This is a genomic window from Pseudomonas artemisiae, from assembly GCF_057128685.1.
Genome location: NZ_JBSKHS010000019.1, coordinates 47,003 through 65,156, shown reverse-complemented (window position 1 = coordinate 65,156; position 18,154 = coordinate 47,003). Strand labels below are relative to the sequence as shown.

Below are 18,154 nucleotides of genomic sequence, written 5' to 3'. Positions count from 1 at the left end.
GTCCTTAGCCGCGCTTGAGCTCGATGGGCATGGCGCCGGGCTCCATGCTGGCGCGCATCAGGGTCACCGGTACAGACTTCGCTGCCGGCACCTTGCTCTTCTCGGCGTAGTGCCATAGCGGAACCAAGGGGTTACATTCGGGGTAGTACCCCGCGCAGCAACCGGTTGGAATGTCATAGGCCAGCACCTGCAACGGGCCCACGCTGCGGGTAACGGCCGTGTCGACAGCGGTGGTGACTTTGATCCAGTCCCCCGGTACGAAGCCCAGGCGGGTGATATCACTGGTGTTCATAAACAGCACCTTGCGGGTGCCTTTCACCCCACGGAAACGGTCATCGTAGCCATAGATGGTGGTATTGAACTGGTCATTGCTGCGCAGCGTCATCAGTTGCAATACGTCACGGCGCTCGCCGCCCACCTGCATGTCAGGGTCGGCGTCCAAGGAGGGCATAGGCATGAATTGCGCCTTGCCGCTCTGGGTTTTCCATTGGCGCTCGGTCGCGGGCAGCGGCCGGTGATAGCCACCGGGCTCGTCCATACGCACTTCCATATCGTGGAAGGTCTCTGGGTACACCTGGCTGATAGCCTGCCGCACCTTACGGTAGTCCCGGCGCCAGGCGTCCCAGTCCAGCTTAGGGTTTGGCGCCAGGGTCGCTTGAGCGATACCGGCCACGATGGCAGGCTCGGACAGCAAGTGTTCGCTGGCCGGCTCGCTTTGCCCCTTCCAGCCTGCAATGCAGCCAGTGCTGTCCTCGATGCCCCAGCGCTGCTCGATACCCTCCTGGCGGTCGATCTCGATACGGCCCAGGCAGGGCAGTAACCACTGGTTAGCGGCAGGCAGCAGGTGGCTGCGGTTAAGTTTGGTGGCGATTTGCACATTAAGGGTAAGCGCCTGCCAGGCGGGCTCCATACGGTAGGTATCAGGCACGGCCCGAATGAAATTGCCCCCCAGGCTGACGAACCCTTTAACCCGGCCATCGATCAGGGCCTCGCAGGCGTCCACGGTACAAAAACCTTTCGTTTCCGGCACAGTGATGCCCAGCACCTCAAGGATTTTTTCACCGGGGACTTTTTTCGGGTCTTCGGTGATACCTACCGTGCGTTGGCCCTGAACATTCGAGTGGCCGCGCACTGGGCAAATGCCCGCGCCTGGCTTGCCGATATTCCCGCGCAGCAGCAGCAGGTTAACCAACATCTGCACATTGGCTACCCCATGGCGATGCTGGGTCAGACCCATGCCATAGATCCCCATTACCCGTTCACTGCGAGCATAGACGCGAGCGGTGGCTTCCAAGGCACTACGGCTCAAGCCCGAACGGCGCTCCAGGTCGTCCCAGCGGTAGCCATGGATCTGTGCTTCGAAGGCTTCGAAACCTGTGGTGTGTTCAGCGATAAAGGCCCGGTCCAGTACCCCCGGCTTGCCGCTGGCCTGGGCCTCGGCATCTAGCGCGAACAAGGCTTTGATGATGCCCGCCATCGCCGCCAAGTCGCCGCCAATAGCCAACTGATGGTATTGGGTGCTGATGGTGGTGGAGTCAGGGCCGATCATCTGAACAGGGTTCTGCGGGTTAACGAACCGCTCCAAGCCGCGCTCGCGCAGCGGGTTGAACGTGATGACCTGCGCGTTGCGCTCGCGCGCCTCTTGCAACTGGTGAAGCATGCGCGGGCTGTTGCTGCCTACGTTTTGGCCGAAGAAAAAGAAGCAATCGGTGGTCTCGAAATCCGCAAGGGTCACGGTACCCACCGGCACGCCAATGCTCTCCTGCAGGCCAACCGAGGTGCTTTCATGGCACATGTTGCTGCTGTCTGGCAGATGATTGTTGCCATAGCCGCGAGCGAGCAACTGGTACATGAACGAGGTTTCCAACGAAGCCCTGCCTGAGGCATAGAACACCACGCTTTCGGTCGGCAGGCTGTTGAGGGTCTCGCCGATGGCGGCAAAAGCCTCAGCCCAAGGCACGGGTTGGTACTTATCACTCGCGGCGTCGTAGCGCATGGGCTGGGTTAATCGGCCCTGTTGCTCCAAGTCGTAATCCGGCCAGGTGCGCAGTTCGGTCAGGGTGTGCTGGCTGAAGAAATCCGGCCCGGCACGCAATGAGGTCAGTTCCCAGGCGGTCGCCTTGGCGCCGTTTTCGCAAAATTCCATGGGATGGGGCTTACCCGGTTTGGCCCACGCGCAGCTTACGCAGGCAAACCCACCAGGCTTGTTCTGTTTGAGCAAGGCTGCGGGCCCTTTACCCATGGCTTTTTCACGAAGCAGAATCGCCGCCACTGACTGCGCTGAACCCCAGCCACCTGCGGCATGGGTATAGGGTTTGAAACGGGCATGGGGGTGCAGGCGCATGGCACGGTCTTCTTCGAAGTCATAATTTGTTACGACGCGACGAAGCAGATAAAGGTTCGGTCTGGCTAGCGGATGATCTGCCCCCTTGCGACCGCCGCCCGCGCATGCATAAACAGGGGCGGGCAGGGCATGGGCAGCGAACGACAGGCCGAGCGGTCGACCTGCCGTTTGAGCATTGCCTGGGCTCTGCTCTCAGGGTTAAGGGGCGAGCGTTAAGGGACAGTGGTCAAGGGGCAGGGTTAGGGTGCCGGGTGTGAATGGCTTCGATGCCCGCACGTACTTCATCGCTTAGCTTTACCTCAACGCTGGCCAGGTTGCTGCGCAGTTGTTCAAGGGTAGTGGCGCCGATGATATTACTGGTCACGAAGGGTTGCTCGGTCACGAATTGCAATGCCATTTGGGCTGGGTCCAGGCCATGTTCTCGGGCCAAGGCCACATAGGCGGTGGCCGCGGCCTCGGCCTGAGGGTTGTTGTAGCGTTGGAAGCGTTCAAACAGAGTCAGGCGGCCGGTTTCGGGGCGTGCGCCTCCCAGGTACTTACCGGAAAGCACGCCAAACGCCAGCGGCGAATAGGCCAGCAGGCCGATGTGCTCGCGCAGGGCGATTTCCGCCAGGCCTACTTCGAAGGTGCGGTTAAGCAGGTTGTAGGGGTTCTGGATCGAAACCGCGCGCGGCCAGCCACGGGTTTCGGCCAGGTGCAGGAAGCGCTGGGTGCCCCATGGGGTTTCGTTGGATAGGCCAATGTGGCGGATTTTTCCCGCCTTGACCAACTCATCCAGCACTTCAAGGGTGTCCTCGATGGGCGTGAATACATCATCGGCATCGTGCTGGTAGTTGAGCTGGCCAAAGAAATTGGTTTTACGGTCAGGCCAGTGCAACTGATACAGGTCCAGATAGTCAGTGCCCAGGCGCGTAAGCGATGCCTCCAGGGCCGCGGTGATGTTCTTGCGGTCCAGCCGAGGGTTGCCGTCGCGGATGTGGTCCATGCGCCCTGGCCCGGCGACCTTGCTGGCCAACACCCAATCGGCCCGGTCGCCGTGCTCACGCAAGTAATTGCCGATGATTTGCTCGGTCTTGGTGTAGGTTTCACCGCGCGGGGGTACGGGGTACATCTCGGCGGTATCCATAAAGGTCACGCCGGCGTCCTTGGCCAGGCGAATCTGTTCGAAGGCCTCGGCCTGGGTATTCTGCTCGCCCCAGGTCATGGTTCCGAGCGCGATGGCGCTGACCTTCAGGTCGGTTTTACCCATTACGCGATAGTGCATGGAAGCTCCCGTTCATACATAAACATAGGCGGGTGGGACGCAATGTCGCACCACGTTCGTCGAAATGCCAAGCAGCCTAACTATTTGGTGACTTCTTGCTGAGTTATCATACAACCCTCGCGGCCAGCCGTAACCGGGGCCTGCAATCAGGGCTTTGAGCACCCCCGCGACCTTATTTTCAATCCACTTCAAGAGGTTCGAACGACTACCATGGGGCGCCAAGTATTGCTCTACTTGACTCATTTCTTCAAACGCCTGCAGGACGCTTTCACGCCTTCCACGCGGGATGATGCCGAGGAAGGCGCATCGCCGTTGGCGGTGATGATCATCGTTGCACTGTGCCTGTACATTGCAGGTGGCTTGGGCGTCTATGCCAAGCATCACTACTGGGATCACCTGACCGACGCGCAAAAAAACGTGATGATTCAATCCATGGCGGCCGCTGAACAGACCCTCTGAACGACCCTCGCTTGACCGTCCGCGCCGCGGGCACCTCGATAACAATAACGATCATACCGGTGGTTGACGCTCGATTTCCTCAGCCTTGATAGGTTGATGGGCATCGGGGCGGGCTGTTTTCGTCTGCAATTCAGCACGCAGTTGCGGCAGGCACTGGGGATATTCGTGGTTGATAAAGGTGATCAGGCGTTCGCGCACATAACAGCGAGCGTCCCAGTTCCTGGAGGAATCCAGCGAGCTGAGCAATACCCTCAATTGCATGGACTTTTCACTGGTGTCGGTGACCTGTAGCACGCAGACCCGACCATCCCACAGATGAGGGATCTCTTCGCACAGGCGTTTAACCTCTTCGCGCAGCACTTCCAGGGGCAGCGAGTAATCCACCCATAGGAACACCGAGCCAATCAGGCTGGAGGCGCTGCGGGTCCAGTTCTGGAAAGGCTTTTCGATAAAGTAGGTCAGCGGTACTACCAGCCGTCGTTCATCCCAGATCTTAACCACCACATAGCTGCCGGTGATTTCTTCGATACGGCCCCATTCGCCTTCGACGATCACCACATCGTCCAACCGAATGGGCTGGGAAATGGCGATCTGCAAGCCTGCGATCAGGTTGCCCAGCACGGGTTTGGCGGCAAAGCCCGCCGCCAGCCCAGCCAAGCCCGCCGAAGCCAGCAAGCTGGTACCCACCTGACGCACCGCCGGGAAACTCATCAGAATCAACCCAGTGCCGAAGAGGATCACCACGACATTCAGGCAGCGCACCAATACCCTTACTTGGGTCTGGATGCGCCGGGCATTGAGGTTGTCTTCGATATCCAGCGGGTTACGAATGGCGATGGTGTCGGCCACCGCCGCTACGCAGCGCACCCCGAGCCAGGTAAAACCCATTACCACCAGCAAACCGTTGAGGTGACGTACGGTATTGATCAGTAAAAGGTCGTCAGGCGCGGAGGTCCATACCGATTGCAGCGCCAGTAAGGGCATCAGCCACAGGGAAGGGCGCTTGGCCTTGGACACGAGCTGTTGTGCCAGCAGCATGCGCCGTGATAGGCGCACCAGCAGAATTTGGCCCAGCCAACGCACCAGCAATACCAGCAGTACCGCGGTGGCGGCCGCGATCAGCGTGCTTAGCCAGGGCAGAGGAATCCAGTCGAGCCAGGATGGAGGGATAACGTCCACGGAGCGTCCTCGGGGTAGGCTTGAGTCGATACCGACCCGGCGGGCGCGCCGCGGTTCCCAGGCAATGCGTCTATCGCACGGCTATCCGCTTAGTTGCGGCGAGGCTTTTCGCTGTCGTTCAGGGGCACTTGAGCGTCGTCGATCAGGCCAGAGCCTGGGTCTTCATTACCGGGGTCATTGAGGGTATCAGGGGCGGGCTTGATGCCTGCGTTGGCAGGTTTGGCAGGGTCATTGATAAAGGGCACGCCGCTCGGGCCCTGTTCCTCGGTGCCTTCAGTATTAGGGTTCATCAGGTGCTTCCTCGATAGCGTCAGGGCTTAGGCTAATGAGGCGTGGCTCAGGCCAAAGGTTCCCGCCATTGCACCAGGTTACCTTCCGGGTCAAAGCCTTCACCGGCCCTAAAGCCTGGGCCTACCCACTGCGATTCTTCTCCTTCCATCCCACCGCCGAGCATCGGGCTTAAGGTGTGCACCAGCGCCAGGGACGCTACAGGCAGCATCAGCTTCATGGGCACGTCCGTGCGCCGCAGCGGGGGTGAGGCGATCACCAGGTTGTCGGCAACGATTTGCGGCAGGGCGTGCAGCACCAGGGAAAAGTGTGCCGATTCAAGCACGATGCGCCCTTCGGCCCGGACCTTTATCGGCAATCCCGCCACCTGCTCATAGAACGCCGCCATGCGTTCCAGGTCTTTTGCAAACAGCAAGGCGCCAGGTTTGGGCAATTCGGACATCGCGGCTCTCCATGGGAAGACGCTCACCCTACGAGAGGGCGCTCGGGCTGTCCAGGGCTCTATACGAAGCCTGAGCAGGCTGCGAGACTGTGGGCTTTTACGCGGATACCCCATGGCCATGAAGAACCGCCGCCTTCCTTGCACGGTCTTTACCCTTGGCGCCTTTACGTTGGCACTGGCCGGGCCATTGTTGGCGAGCGCCGATGAGGTCACCGTTGCCTGGCCGCCGGGCTGGCAGGTAGAGCCAATCCCTTCGGAACCTGGTAGTGACGTCAACCGGCAACGGGCGACCAAGCTTGATGAAAAAGGCGACCCGGCGATGATCGTAGAGTTGAGTCAAAGCCCGGTGGAAGCAGGGCATGTGGTGAACGTGGCAGGGGTGGTGCTGGAGATGCGCAAGGCAGTGCAACAGAACTTTTCGCGCGGGGGCTATCAAAGTGCCTGCACTCGGGTGAAATCAAATACACTCAATAACGTACCCGCAGCGGAAACCACCTGCACCATTACCCTCAACGGCGGCCATGTCATTACCCAAACCTTATTGGCGGCGGCCGGCCCGTCCCGGGTATGGGCATTGTCTTATGCAGGCACACCTGGGGGCTATCAAGCCAACGAAGGGGCCGTGCTGGAAATTCGAAGCTCGCTGGTGTTGAGCGCAGAGCACTGAGCGGGGCGGCAAAGGAGCAGTGTATGGCGCGATTCGAACACTTTGGGCCAAACCCGTTGGGCCGCGATTACGCGGTAGGGGATATTCACGGGCATTTCAGCCGGCTGGAAGCCACGCTGGAGCGTGCCCGTTTTGATCCAAGCCGAGATCGCCTGTTCAGCGTGGGCGACCTGGTCGATCGCGGGCCTGAAAGCCCTCGAGCCCTGGAATGGCTGGAACAGCCTTGGTTCCACGCCGTGCAGGGCAACCATGAGGTGCTGACCTGGCAATACGTCAGCGGCGATCCGGAGCTCGATCGCCGGCATTACCTGAGCAGCGGCGGCGCCTGGTTCATGGACAGCCCCGTGACCTTCCAGCGCCAGTGCGCCGAGCGGCTGGCCAGGCTACCGGTGGCGCTGGAGGTAGAAACCGCCAAGGGTTTGGTAGGGCTAGTACATGCTCATTGCCCATTCCCGAGTTGGACCACCTTGCGTGACTACCTTACCGGTGTGCTGCCCGTAGCCATGGAGCTGGAAGAAGAGTTCCAGTGGTCCAGGGCGCGGCTGAAGCAGCGTGACGAAAGCGAGGTGCAGGACGTGCGGGCGGTGGTGGTGGGGCATACCCCTCTAAGGCGCCCGCGCAGGCTAGGCAATGTTTGGCACATCGACACCGCTGGCTGGAGCGAAGGGTATTTCAGCTTGCTCGAGCTGGGCAAGCTCAAGGTGGTGCCAGCCTGAGCCAGCACTGCCGCGGCCGGCTTACAACTGAGCCGGATGCACCCGGTTACGCCCTTCGGCCTTGGCTCGATACAGCGCCGCATCGGCCGCTTCCACCAACGCCTGCGGTCGGGCTGGCAACTCGCGGCCCGACCATACATGGGCGCCCGCGCTCAGGGTGACCCTGCCATACGGGCTGCCGGTATGGGGGATGTCCAGTGCGCGCACCGCCTCCACCATGCGCTCGGCAACCCGCAGGGCACCTGGCAGTTCGCACTCGGGCAACAGTACCAACAACTCCTCACCCCCGTAGCGCACTACCAGATCCCCGGCGCGGCCAACGCTGCCCAGCACTGCCTGGCCCACTTCATGAATGCAAGCGTCGCCTGCGGGGTGGCCGTAGATATCGTTGTAAGCCTTGAAGTGGTCGATATCCAGCATAATCACGCCCAGGGGCCGACCATTGCGCCGGGCTCGGCTGATTTCCAGCGGCAGGGACTCTTCCAACTGGCGCCGGTTGGCAAGGCCGGTGAGGCTGTCCTGCATCGCCATTTGCTCTAGGGCCGCGTGAGCATCGCGCAATTGCACATCTGTGCGCTCATTCTGCCGAATCTGTCGGATCAAAATCGCGCCAAAGGCGCAGGTGGCCATCAACAGCAGGCAAATCACCAGCGCGGTACGCAGCAGGTTCGCGCGCCAGTTGGCCAGCAGGAAGTCCTTGGACTCGGCGACCAGCACGACTAGCGGATAACCATCCACGGTTCGGTAGCCATACAAGCGTTCTACGCCGTCTATCACCGAAGGCAGCAGTTGCGTGCCAGCATCGGCCTTGGGCAGCAGCTGGGAAAAAATTACGCCTTTGGCGATGCTCGAACCGATCAACGCTTCGTTGTAAGGGCGGCGAACCAACAGGGTGCCATCCGCCAGGGCCAGGCTGATGGCCCCGTTAGGGTCAAGGCTGTAGGCTTCGTAGAAGCGCTCAAAGTAGTCCACTTTCAGGGTGGCCAGCGCGACCCCGGCAAAGCGCCCTTCGCTATCGTTGATGCGCCGCGACAGGGTGATAATCAGGTCACCGGTGGAACGGCTGCGCACCACTGGGCCTAGATGGGCGCCTAAATCGGTGTGGGTACTGTGATAGATAAAATAGGCGCGGTCGCCATTGTTGCGGTCTGGGGGGTGTGCACTCTCGGAACTGACCCGCCACCGGCCGTCACGGTCGTAGATGAGCAGAGTATGGAGCTGCCGCAGGCTGCCGGTCAGCCGCTTCATCAGGCGGTGCAGGCGCAGCCGCTGGGCCTCGCTGCTCACGCCGTCGGTTTGTGCCCGCTCCACTAGCCCGATCAATACGATATCGGCTTCCTGGAGGGTATTGCTCGCGTGTTCGGACAGCGAACGCGACAGGTTGGACGTATTGGCCTCGGCGCTCAGCAAGGTTTGGGTACGAGACGTCCAGCTTTGCCAGATATCCAGCCCAACCAGCGATACCACCACGATCACGATGAGCGACAGCGCGACCGTCACGGGGCTTTTGCCGGGCAGGGGCGTAGGGGGGCGGCTGTCGGGCATGCGCACTCACTGTGCTGAAAATCTTGGCGGGGGCTGGTGCCCGAATCATGACCGTGAAGCCTGCCCACTGCAACCTTGAACAAGGCCAGTAAGGGAGCGGCTTCAATACGCGCGGCCAATGCAACGTTTCGCTGCCCGCGGCACTCTGAACAAGACCCACTTCAACGGAAGGTAGCCTATGACCCCCCCGGATCCGGATCATGTGCGTTGGCTGGTGGAGCGTTCCATGCTCAACGCGGCCAAGCAACGGGCCAAGCTCTACTCAGGCCAAGCGCGCCTCTGGCAGCGCCCGTTCGCCCATGCCCGCCCTCGTGACGCTTCAGCCATCGCTTCGGTCTGGTTTACTGCATACCCTGCGTCCATCGTGACCCGCGAAGGCGAGTCGGTGCTTCAGGCCTTGGGTGACGAAACCCTTTGGCATGCCCTGTCGGAAGTCGGCATCCAAGGCATTCACAATGGCCCGCTGAAGCTCTCTGGTGGCCTGCGTGGGAAAACCCACACCCCGACCATTGACGGCAACTTCGACCGCATCAGTTTCGAGATCGACCCCGAGTTGGGTACCGAAGCCGAATTGGTAGCCCTGGCTCGCCTGGCCGCGGCCCATAACGCGGTCATCATCGAAGACGCCATTCCTTCCCACACGGGAAAGGGCGCGGACTTCCGCCTGGCAGAAATGGCCTACGAGGAATACCCTGGGCTGTTCCATATGGTGGAGATCCGCGAGGAAGACTGGAGCCTGCTGCCTGAGGTCCCGGAAGGCCGAGACGCGGTGAACCTGCCGCCTGCGCTAGTGGACCTGCTGCGCGAGAAGCACTACATCGTTGGCCAATTGCAACGGGTAATCTTTTTCGAACCCGGTGTTAAAGAAACCGACTGGAGCGCCACCTCGGTGGTAATGGGCGTGGACGGCAAGGCCCGGCGCTGGGTGTACCTGCACTACTTCAAAGAAGGCCAACCTTCGCTCAATTGGCTAGACCCAAGCTTTGCGGCCCAGCAAATGATCATCGGTGACGCCTTGCACGCCATCGATGTGGTCGGCGCGCGGGTGTTGCGCCTTGACGCCAATGGTTTTCTGGGCGTAGAGCGGCGTCCCGAAGGCGGCGCGTGGTCTGAGAGCCACCCGCTGTCGGTCAACGGTAACCAGCTGCTGGGCGGGGCCATTCGCAAGGCCGGTGGTTTCAGCTTCCAGGAGCTGAACCTGACCATTGATGACATCGCGGCCATGTCCCACGGCGGGGCAGACCTGTCCTACGATTTCATCACCCGGCCGGCCTACCAGCATGCCTTGCTCACCGGGCGCACGGAATTTTTGCGGTTGATGCTTAAGGAGATGCACAAGTTCGGCGTAGACCCTGCGTCCTTGATCCATGCCTTGCAGAACCACGATGAGCTGACCCTGGAGTTGGTGCACTTCTGGACGTTGCATGCCCACGACCAGTTCATGTACCAAGGCCAGACCTTCCCCGGCAACATTCTGCGCGAGCATATCCGCGAGGAGATGTACGAGCGCCTGGCCGGCGAGCATGCGCCTTACAACCTGAAGTTCGTCACCAACGGGGTGTCCTGCACCACCGCCAGCATCATTACCGCCGCCTTGGGCATCCGCGATCTGGATACCCTCACTGAGGACGACATCCAACGCATCCAGCACATCCACCTCTTGCTGGTGATGTACAACGCGATGCAGCCAGGTGTATTCGCGCTTTCTGGCTGGGACCTTGCCGGCGCCTTGCCGCTACCGGCTGATCAGGTCGCGCACTTGATGCAAGACGGCGATACCCGCTGGATACACCGCGGTGCCTATGACCTGGCAGCGCTGGACCCTAGCGCTGAAGTGTCCACCGGGGGCATGCCAATGGCGCGCAGCCTGTATGGCAGCCTGGTTGACCAACTCAAGCGGCCGGATTCGTTCGCCTCACAGCTGAAGAAAATCCTCGCCGTGCGCCGGGCCTATGACATTGCCGCCAGCAAGCAAGTCCTGGTCCCGGACACTGAGCATCCGTCACTGTTGATCATGGTCCATGAGCTGCCAGCCGGCAGAGGCACACAAATCACTGCGCTTAACTTCGGCAGTGAAGCCTTGGTGGAAACCCTCCACTTGCCGGGTATTGCGCCGGGCCCAGTGGTGGACATCATCAACGAGCGGGTGGAAGGCGACCTGACCGAGGCCGGCGATTTCACCATCAGCCTCGACCCCTATGAGGGCCTGGCCCTGCGTGTGGTAAGTGCGAGCTTGCCGCTGTAGACATAAGTGAGGTAACGGCGCAGGAAAGCGCCAACCGGCTCGCGAACCTTGAACGTCAAGGTTCGCGAGCCTTTTTTTAGGCCTTTGCCAACTGCGCCTTGGCCAGCTTCACCACGTTCTCTACGGTAAAACCGTACTGCGCCTGCAGCTTGCTGATCGGCGCGGAGGCGCCGAAGCTGTTCATTACTACCTTGGCACCGGTCATGCCCACATACCGGTCCCAGCCCAGGGGGCCGGCCTGCTCGATGGCCACGCGGGCGGTAATGGAGGGCGGCAGCACGCTGTCCTTGTAGGCTTGGTCCTGATCCTCGAACAATTCCCAGCTCGGCATGGACACCACCCGGCTCTCAATGCCTTCGGCATACAGGTGCTCATGGGCTTCGATGGCCAGGCTAAGCTCGCTGCCCGTGGCCAGTAACAGCACCTTGGCGTTGGCGCTACCGGCCAGCACGTAGGCACCGCGCTCTACTCCTTCAGCGGCTGCATAGCGCTTGCGGTCCAAGGTCGGTAACGGCTGGCGGCTAAGCACGATGCACGAAGGGCGGTCAGTTTGCTTGAGCGCAACCTTCCAGGCCTGCGCGGTTTCATTGGCGTCCCCGGGGCGCAGGGTGATCACCCCTGGGGTGGCGCGCAGTTGCGCCAACTGCTCGATGGGCTGGTGGGTAGGGCCGTCTTCGCCCACGCCGATGGAGTCGTGGGTGAACACGAAAATCACGGGCAGCTCCATGATCGCGGCCAAGCGAATCGGCGGCTTCATGTAATCGCTGAACACTAGAAAGGTCGAGGTGTAAGGGCGCAAGTAGCACAGGGCCAAGCCGTTGGCGATGGCGCCCATGGCATGTTCACGCACGCCGAAGTGCAGGTTGCGGCCTTGATAACTCGCCGCTTGGAAACTGCCCGCGCCTTCGAAGGTGAGGTTGGTCTTGGTGGAAGGCGACAGGTCGGCGGAGCCGCCCAGCAGCCAGGGGATTTGCTGGGCGAACGCATTGAGTACCTGACCACCGGATTGCCGACTGGCGACGCCTTTGGCATCGGCGGGGTACAGCTCAAGGTGCTCGGCCCAACCTTCCGGCATCTCGCCCGCGCGCATCCGGGCCAGTTGGTCAGCCAACGTAGGGTCCGCGCTTTCAAGGGCAGTGTGAGCGGCTTCCCACGCGCTGTAAGCGCCCTGGTTACGCTCGCGCAACTGCGCTTGCAGCCAGCCCTTGGCGTCGCTCGGTACACTAAATTGCGCGTCCGGGTCCCAGCCATAGGCGGTTTTCGCCAGGCGGATTTCATCTTCGCCCAACGGCTCGCCATGGGCCGCGGAGGAGTTGTGCTTGTTGGGCGCGCCATAGCCGATCACGCTGTCTACAACGATCAATAACGGTGCTTGCCCCCCGCCTTCGAACTGCTTGAACGCCTGGGCCAGGGCCGCGGTGTCGTTGGCATCGGTCACATGCAGTGTATTCCAGCCATAGCCTTTGAAGCGGGTGATCACGTCTTCGCTGAAGGCCAGTTCGGTGTGGCCTTCGATGCTGATGGTGTTATTGTCATAGATCCAGCACAGGTTGCCCAGCTTGAGGTGGCCTGCAAGGGAGGCTGCCTCGCTGCTCACGCCTTCCATCATGTCGCCATCGCCGCACAACGCGAACACCCGGTAATCGAACAGGGCACCCTTGGCATGGTTGAAGCGCTCGCCCAACCAGTGGCTGGCCATGGCCATGCCCACGCTGTTGGCGCAACCCTGGCCCAGAGGGCCGGTGGTGGTTTCCACCCCCGTGGTCATGCGGTATTCCGGGTGGCCTGGGGTTTTCGAAGACATTTGCCGGAACTGTTTGATGTCTTCCAGGCTAACGGCTTCGTTACCTGAAGGCTTGCCGTCGGCATTGATCTCTATCACGCCCGCCAGGTGCAGCAATGAGTACAGCAGCATGGACGCATGCCCGGCTGACAGGACGAAACGGTCGCGGTTGGGCCAATCCGGGTGATCGGGGTGGTAGCGCAGGAATTGGCTCCACAGTGTATAGGCCACAGGCGCTAGCGCCATGGGCGTACCCGGGTGGCCAGAATTGGCCTTTTGCACCGCGTCCATGCTCAGGGTACGGATAGTGTCGGTGCAGAGGCGATCGCGGGCTTGGCGATCGGCGTCAGACAGGGAGGAAGGTGCTTGCATGGTTGAGGTCCTTGGTCGACGGTGAGTCGATTAGCGGACCGGCGCGCGGCCGGCTCCGTAACCGTGCTGGTTATGAAGCTGACCGCGGGGGGGCGGGTGAGTTGCTTTTGTTAACGTAGCGCTTGGCTTAGCCATGGCTGACAACACGCCCTATCAAGCCATGCCGGGCAACTCGTGGGGGCGCAGGTCAAATACCAGCACCTCGGCGTTCTGCCCATCGCTTAGCGTTAGCGTGCGTTCCTGGCGCACCCTCACCCCGTCGCCCTCTACCAGTGCCTGGCCATTGAGGGTCACGCTACCCTGGGCCACATGCACGTAGGCATAGCGGTTTTCGGCCAACGTGAGCTCAGCCTGCTCGGCGCCATCGAACAAGCCTGCGTACACACGTGCGTCCTGGCGTACGCTCAGTGACCCTTGGGCGCCCTCGGGGGAAATGATCAGCCGCAGCGTGCCGCGCTTTTCGTCAGGGCTAAAGTGCTGCTGCTGATAGCGCGGCTTGGCCCCTTGCTCATTAGGCACGATCCAGATTTGCAGAAAGTGCACGGGTGCATCAGCGGCGTGATTGAACTCACTGTGGGTCACGCCACTGCCTGCGCTCATCAGTTGCACGTCACCGGGGTGGATCACTGAACCGGTGCCCAGGCTGTCCTGGTGAGCCAGGGCGCCTTCAAGCACATAGGAAAAAATCTCCATGTCCCGGTGCGGGTGCTGACCAAACCCTTGGGCGGCGGCCACGCGGTCATCGTTGATCACCAGCAGGTCGGAAAATCCTTGCTCTTTAGGGTCGCGATAAGAGGCGAAGGAGAAGGTATGAAATGATTTGAGCCAGCCGTGATTGGCCACGCCACGTTCAGTGGATTTGCGTAGAGCGAGCATTGTGTTCACCTCGTACAGGTTGGTATGGGGCCAGTCTACTGTCCTTTATGAGCTGTATTAAGTAGGCTGGCGGGGCCATACTGTCTCCTTAAGGTTGACAATGGCGGCACCAGGTATGAACCCGTTCGAAGATATGCGCCTGTTCACTCAAGTGCTCGAATCCGGCAGCTTTACCGCCGCCGCTGGGCAGCTAGGGGTATCCAAACAGTTTATCAGCCGGCGGATCATGGCCTTGGAAGCACGGCTAGGCGTGCGGCTACTCAACAGGTCGACTCGCCGCCTGGACATCACCCCGCTGGGGCACGCCTATCATGAAGCGGCGCTACGGCTGCTCGGCGAGGTAGAACAGGTCGAGCAAAGCATCGCCGGGCAACAGGGGCAGCCTAGGGGCACCCTGCGATTGAGCGCGCCGCTGTCGTTCGCGGTGGAGCACCTTAGTGGATTGTTTCCACTGTTTATGCAGCGCTATCCGCAGGTTTGGGTGGAGGTGGACCTGAGCGACCGCTCGGTGGACCTGCTGGCCGAAGGCTTCGACCTGGCGCTGCGAATTGGCCAACTGGAAGATTCGAGCCTGATCGCCCGGCGTATCGCCGAGGTGGAGCGCGTTTGGGTGTGCAGCCCCGGCTACCTGGCAGCGCGCGGAACGCCTGAGAACCCCGCAGCCTTGGCGGGGCACGCCTGCCTTCCCTATGGGCACGGGCGTACCTCTCAATGGCGCTTCGAGCGCGACGGCAAGGCCGAGTGGATACCTGTGACCGGCCGCCTGCGCGCCAACAATGGTGAGGTGCTTCGCGATGCGGCCATCGCCGGCTTGGGTATCACCTTTCTGCCGTTGTTCATCGTTAAAGGCGCGCTAGCCGATGGCCGCCTTACCCGGGTACTGGACCCTTGGCGGCCACCGGCCTTGGCGTTGTCGGCGTTATACCCGCAGCACCGGCAAGGCTCGCGTGCCGTACAGGTGCTGGTGGAATTTCTGCGGGAACAACTGGGGGAGGCCTTATGAGCGGCCTCGCGCGTGGCACATGAAGAGTGCCAGGCCCACCAGTGGCAGCGCGGCGCCCACTGTCACCACGCCCGCCCAGCCAGCGCGCTCGTACAGGCTGCTGGCAAAGGCTGAACCCAGTGCCCCGCCAATGAAGATACTGGTGACATACAGGCCATTGAGGCGCGCCCGGCTCTGGGCATCCAGGGCATAGATCAACCGCTGCCCGGTAACCATGCTCATCTGCACGGCAAAATCCAGCACAACGCCGGTCAAGGCCAGCCATAGCACACCATTGCCTGGCAGCAGCGCCAGTAGGAAGGCCACGGGCGCCAGCAGCAGCGCCAGCAGGGTGGCCACTTGGCCGTGCCCCGCATCGGCCAGGCGGCCGGCGATGGGTGCCGCTACCGCGCCCATGGCCCCTACCAGCGCGAAGAGAGCGATTTGGGTTTGGCTTAGCCCATATACCCGGGATAGCTCAATAGGCACCGTAGTCCAAAACAGGCTAAAGGCGGCAAACATCAGTGCCTGGTAATACGCCCGCTCTCGCAGTGCGGGGTAGCGCGCGAGCAGGCCGACCATGGACAGCAGCAACTGCCCATAGGTAGCGGCATGGGCCGGTTGTCGGCGCGGCAGGGTGAACGCCAGCAGGGCCAGGATCGCCAGCATGGCCATTGCGGCAAGAATAAACACGGCTCGCCACCCCAAATGGTCGGCGATCAAGCTGGCAACCGGGCGCGCCAGCAGGATGCCCAGCAGCAGGCCGCTCATGATATTGCCCACCACCCGGCCACGGACGGCTTCCGGTGCCATATGGGCCGCCATGGGAATCAGCATCTGCACCGCCACCGAACTGAACCCGATCAGCAGCGAAATCCCCAGAAATACATCGGCCCGCTGGCTAAAGGCCGCGCCCAGCAAACTCAAGCCCGCTACCACTACCGTAGCGAGGATCAACCGACGGTTTTCTAAAAGGTCCGCCAAGGGCACCAGCAGAAACAGCCCAAGCGCATAGCCGACTTGGGTCAGGGACACCACCAGGGACGCGCCATGGGCCGAGAGCCCCACTGCCGGGGCGATCAACTCGATGATCGGCTGGCTGTAGTAGATATTGGCGACGATGGCACCGCAACAAAAGGCAAACAACAGCACCAGGCCAGAGGTCAGGGAGGTATGGGCGGGCGCGGGAGAAGGTTGGGTCATAGTGCTGCCGAGTAGAGTAGATCGTCAGAGAGCGTAGTGGGGGCAGGCTTGAGCACAGCCTTCCCGGTGTTCACACCAAGCGAGGTTAGCAGTATCAGGCCCTGGTGGGCTTGTAGGTTTTCAGCATGCCAGCGGTTAACGATTAAAATTGCTGCCGTCGCTGATATTGGAACAGTTCGCATTATTTGCTCCTATCTAGAGAGGCCCGCCCAACGCCGCCGCCAGCAACTCCTGGGTATACGGGTGTTGCGGCGTTTCGAACACGTGGTGGCTTGGGCCGTACTCCACCACTTGGCCGTCCTTGAGCACCAGAATGTCGTGAGCCAGCGCCCGTATCACGGCCAGGTCATGGCTAATGAATAAGTAAGTCAACCCGTGGCGCTGCTGGAGGGTTCGCAACAGTGCGACCACTTGCTTTTGCACCGTGCGGTCCAACGCCGAGGTGGGTTCATCCAGCAGGATCAGCCTAGGCTTGAGCACCAAGGCCCGGGCGATGGCAATGCGCTGGCGCTGCCCCCCGGAAAACTCATGGGGGTAGCGATGGCGAGTGGTGGGGTCCAGGCCTACTTCCTGTAGCGCCTCGATCACCGCGTTGTCGCACTGGCGGGCGTCGGCCTCCAAATGTACCTCCAGGCCCTCGGCGATGATCTGTGCCACCGACAGGCGTGGGCTAAGGCTGCCGTAGGGGTCTTGGAAGACGACCTGCATCGCACGCCGCCAGGGGCGCATCTGCTTCTGGTTCAGCCCATGCAGCGGCTGGCCTTCGAACTCAATGCTGCCTTCGGCATCGATCAGCCGCAAAATGGCCTGGCCCAGGGTGGACTTGCCTGAGCCGGACTCACCCACGATGCCAAGGGTTTTACCGCGCTGCACGTCAAGGCCAACCCCATCCACGGCCTTTACATGGCTCCAGGGTTTGCGCAACAGGCCGCCGCCTAACGCATACCAGACTTTCAGGTCACGCACCTGTAGTACCGGCTCGCGTTCCTCCCTGGGCAAGGCTTCGCCGGCAGGCTCCGCATCAAGCAACAAACGGCTGTAAGGGTGTTGAGGCTGGGCGAAGAGCACCTCGCAGGGCGCCTGCTCGACCACTTCCCCAGCCCGCATCACGCATACCCGCTGGGCAATACTTCGCACCAGGTTGAGGTCGTGACTGATCAGCAGCAGGGACATGCCCAAGCGTTGCTGCAAGGATTTAAGCAACAGCAGGATTTTGCGCTGCACGGTCACGTCCAGGGCCGTAGTGGGCTCGTCAGCGATCAACAGCTCTGGCTCGCAGGCCAAGGCCATGGCGATCATCACCCGTTGCCGTTGCCCCCCCGAGAGCTGATGGGGGTACGCCTTGAGCCGGCTTGCCGGGTTGGCGATCCCTACCAGTTCCAACAACTCCAGCGTGCGCGCCTTGGCCGCCTGGCCCGCGAGGCCGCGGTGCACCAGCAGGGTTTCGCCGATCTGCCGCGCCACGGTGTGCAAGGGATTGAGCGAGGTCATCGGCTCCTGGAAGATCATCGCAATGCGGTTGCCACGCAGTTGGCGCAGGGTAGTGCCATTGGCGCCGACCAGTTCCTCGCCTCGGTAGCGAATGCTGCCCTGGGTATGGCTGTCCGCGGGCAACAGTTGCAGGATGGCATTGGCGGTCACTGACTTACCCGAGCCGGATTCCCCTACCAGGGCCAGGCACTCCCCCGGCAGGATGTCCAGGCATAGGTTGCGCACCACTGGGTCGCCACCAAAGCCGATCCACAGGTCGCGGATCTGGATCAAGGGTTCAGGCATGGCGGGCTCCATT

Annotated in this window: 15 protein-coding genes; 5 read left to right on the top strand and 10 right to left on the bottom strand. The window is 61.5% G+C overall.

All coding sequences use genetic code 11. The features are described 5' to 3' along the window. Nucleotides 1-4 precede the first annotated feature (4 nt). Nucleotides 5-2,344: an FdhF/YdeP family oxidoreductase gene (locus ACWKV4_RS18355; protein WP_483833534.1), complete on the bottom strand. Its 2,340-nt coding sequence runs from the start codon at nt 2,342-2,344 to the stop codon at nt 5-7. A 226-nt stretch (nt 2,345-2,570) separates the two neighbouring features. Continuing rightward, nucleotides 2,571-3,608, bottom strand: coding sequence for an NADP(H)-dependent aldo-keto reductase (locus ACWKV4_RS18350; protein ID WP_483833533.1), 1,038 nt, complete (start codon nt 3,606-3,608; stop codon nt 2,571-2,573). Nucleotides 3,609-3,818: 210 nt separating this feature from the next. On the opposite strand from ACWKV4_RS18350, the gene ACWKV4_RS18345 reads away from it, so the two are divergent. Further along, complete coding sequence (locus ACWKV4_RS18345; protein WP_483833532.1) at nt 3,819-4,067, top strand: hypothetical protein; 249 nt, start codon at nt 3,819-3,821, stop codon at nt 4,065-4,067. A gap of 51 nt (nt 4,068-4,118) precedes the next feature. Here the strand turns inward: ACWKV4_RS18345 and ACWKV4_RS18340 are convergent, their stop codons facing one another. The 3 genes from ACWKV4_RS18340 to ACWKV4_RS18330 all read right to left on the bottom strand — a co-directional run bounded on the left by ACWKV4_RS18340 (nt 4,119) and on the right by ACWKV4_RS18330 (nt 5,976). Next, entirely contained in the window at nt 4,119-5,237 is a 1,119-nt protein-coding gene (locus tag ACWKV4_RS18340; RefSeq protein ID WP_483833545.1) for a mechanosensitive ion channel family protein, read from the bottom strand. 98 nt (nt 5,238-5,335) lie between these two features. Then, a complete protein-coding gene (locus tag ACWKV4_RS18335; protein ID WP_483833531.1) occupies nt 5,336-5,536 on the bottom strand; it encodes a hypothetical protein in 201 nt (66 codons plus the stop codon). Nucleotides 5,537-5,583: 47 nt separating this feature from the next. Continuing rightward, nucleotides 5,584-5,976: a VOC family protein gene (locus ACWKV4_RS18330; protein ID WP_483833530.1), complete on the bottom strand. Its 393-nt coding sequence runs from the start codon at nt 5,974-5,976 to the stop codon at nt 5,584-5,586. A gap of 112 nt (nt 5,977-6,088) precedes the next feature. On the opposite strand from ACWKV4_RS18330, the gene ACWKV4_RS18325 reads away from it, so the two are divergent. Further along, a complete protein-coding gene (locus ACWKV4_RS18325; RefSeq protein ID WP_483833529.1) occupies nt 6,089-6,643 on the top strand; it encodes a DUF4946 domain-containing protein in 555 nt (184 codons plus the stop codon). Nucleotides 6,644-6,666: 23 nt separating this feature from the next. After that, complete coding sequence (locus ACWKV4_RS18320) at nt 6,667-7,359, top strand: metallophosphoesterase (protein ID WP_483833528.1); 693 nt, start codon at nt 6,667-6,669, stop codon at nt 7,357-7,359. Nucleotides 7,360-7,380: 21 nt separating this feature from the next. On the opposite strand, the gene ACWKV4_RS18315 is transcribed toward ACWKV4_RS18320, so the two are convergent. Then, a complete protein-coding gene (locus tag ACWKV4_RS18315) occupies nt 7,381-8,904 on the bottom strand; it encodes a sensor domain-containing diguanylate cyclase (protein ID WP_483833527.1) in 1,524 nt (507 codons plus the stop codon). 178 nt (nt 8,905-9,082) lie between these two features. Between ACWKV4_RS18315 and treS the strand changes: the two genes are divergently transcribed. Beyond that, a complete protein-coding gene (gene treS / locus ACWKV4_RS18310) occupies nt 9,083-11,149 on the top strand; it encodes a maltose alpha-D-glucosyltransferase (RefSeq protein WP_483833526.1) in 2,067 nt (688 codons plus the stop codon). Between the two features lie 76 nt (nt 11,150-11,225). Here treS and tkt read toward each other — a convergent pair whose 3' ends face one another. Further along, nucleotides 11,226-13,304 (bottom strand): transketolase, encoded by a 2,079-nt coding sequence (gene tkt, locus ACWKV4_RS18305; protein ID WP_483833525.1) that lies wholly within the window; start codon nt 13,302-13,304, stop codon nt 11,226-11,228. A 153-nt stretch (nt 13,305-13,457) separates the two neighbouring features. Further along, complete coding sequence (locus ACWKV4_RS18300; RefSeq protein ID WP_483833524.1) at nt 13,458-14,180, bottom strand: pirin family protein; 723 nt, start codon at nt 14,178-14,180, stop codon at nt 13,458-13,460. Nucleotides 14,181-14,295: 115 nt separating this feature from the next. Between ACWKV4_RS18300 and ACWKV4_RS18295 the strand changes: the two genes are divergently transcribed. Next, nucleotides 14,296-15,183, top strand: a complete 888-nt coding sequence (locus ACWKV4_RS18295) for a LysR family transcriptional regulator (protein ID WP_483833523.1) — start codon at nt 14,296-14,298, stop codon at nt 15,181-15,183. Here ACWKV4_RS18295 and ACWKV4_RS18290 read toward each other — a convergent pair. Both ACWKV4_RS18290 and ACWKV4_RS18285 read right to left on the bottom strand, forming a co-directional pair. Then, complete coding sequence (locus ACWKV4_RS18290; RefSeq protein WP_483833522.1) at nt 15,178-16,365, bottom strand: MFS transporter; 1,188 nt, start codon at nt 16,363-16,365, stop codon at nt 15,178-15,180. The genes ACWKV4_RS18295 and ACWKV4_RS18290 overlap by 6 nt on opposite strands. 195 nt (nt 16,366-16,560) lie before the next feature. After that, a complete protein-coding gene (locus ACWKV4_RS18285; RefSeq protein ID WP_483833521.1) occupies nt 16,561-18,141 on the bottom strand; it encodes an ABC transporter ATP-binding protein in 1,581 nt (526 codons plus the stop codon). Nucleotides 18,142-18,154 lie beyond the last annotated feature (13 nt).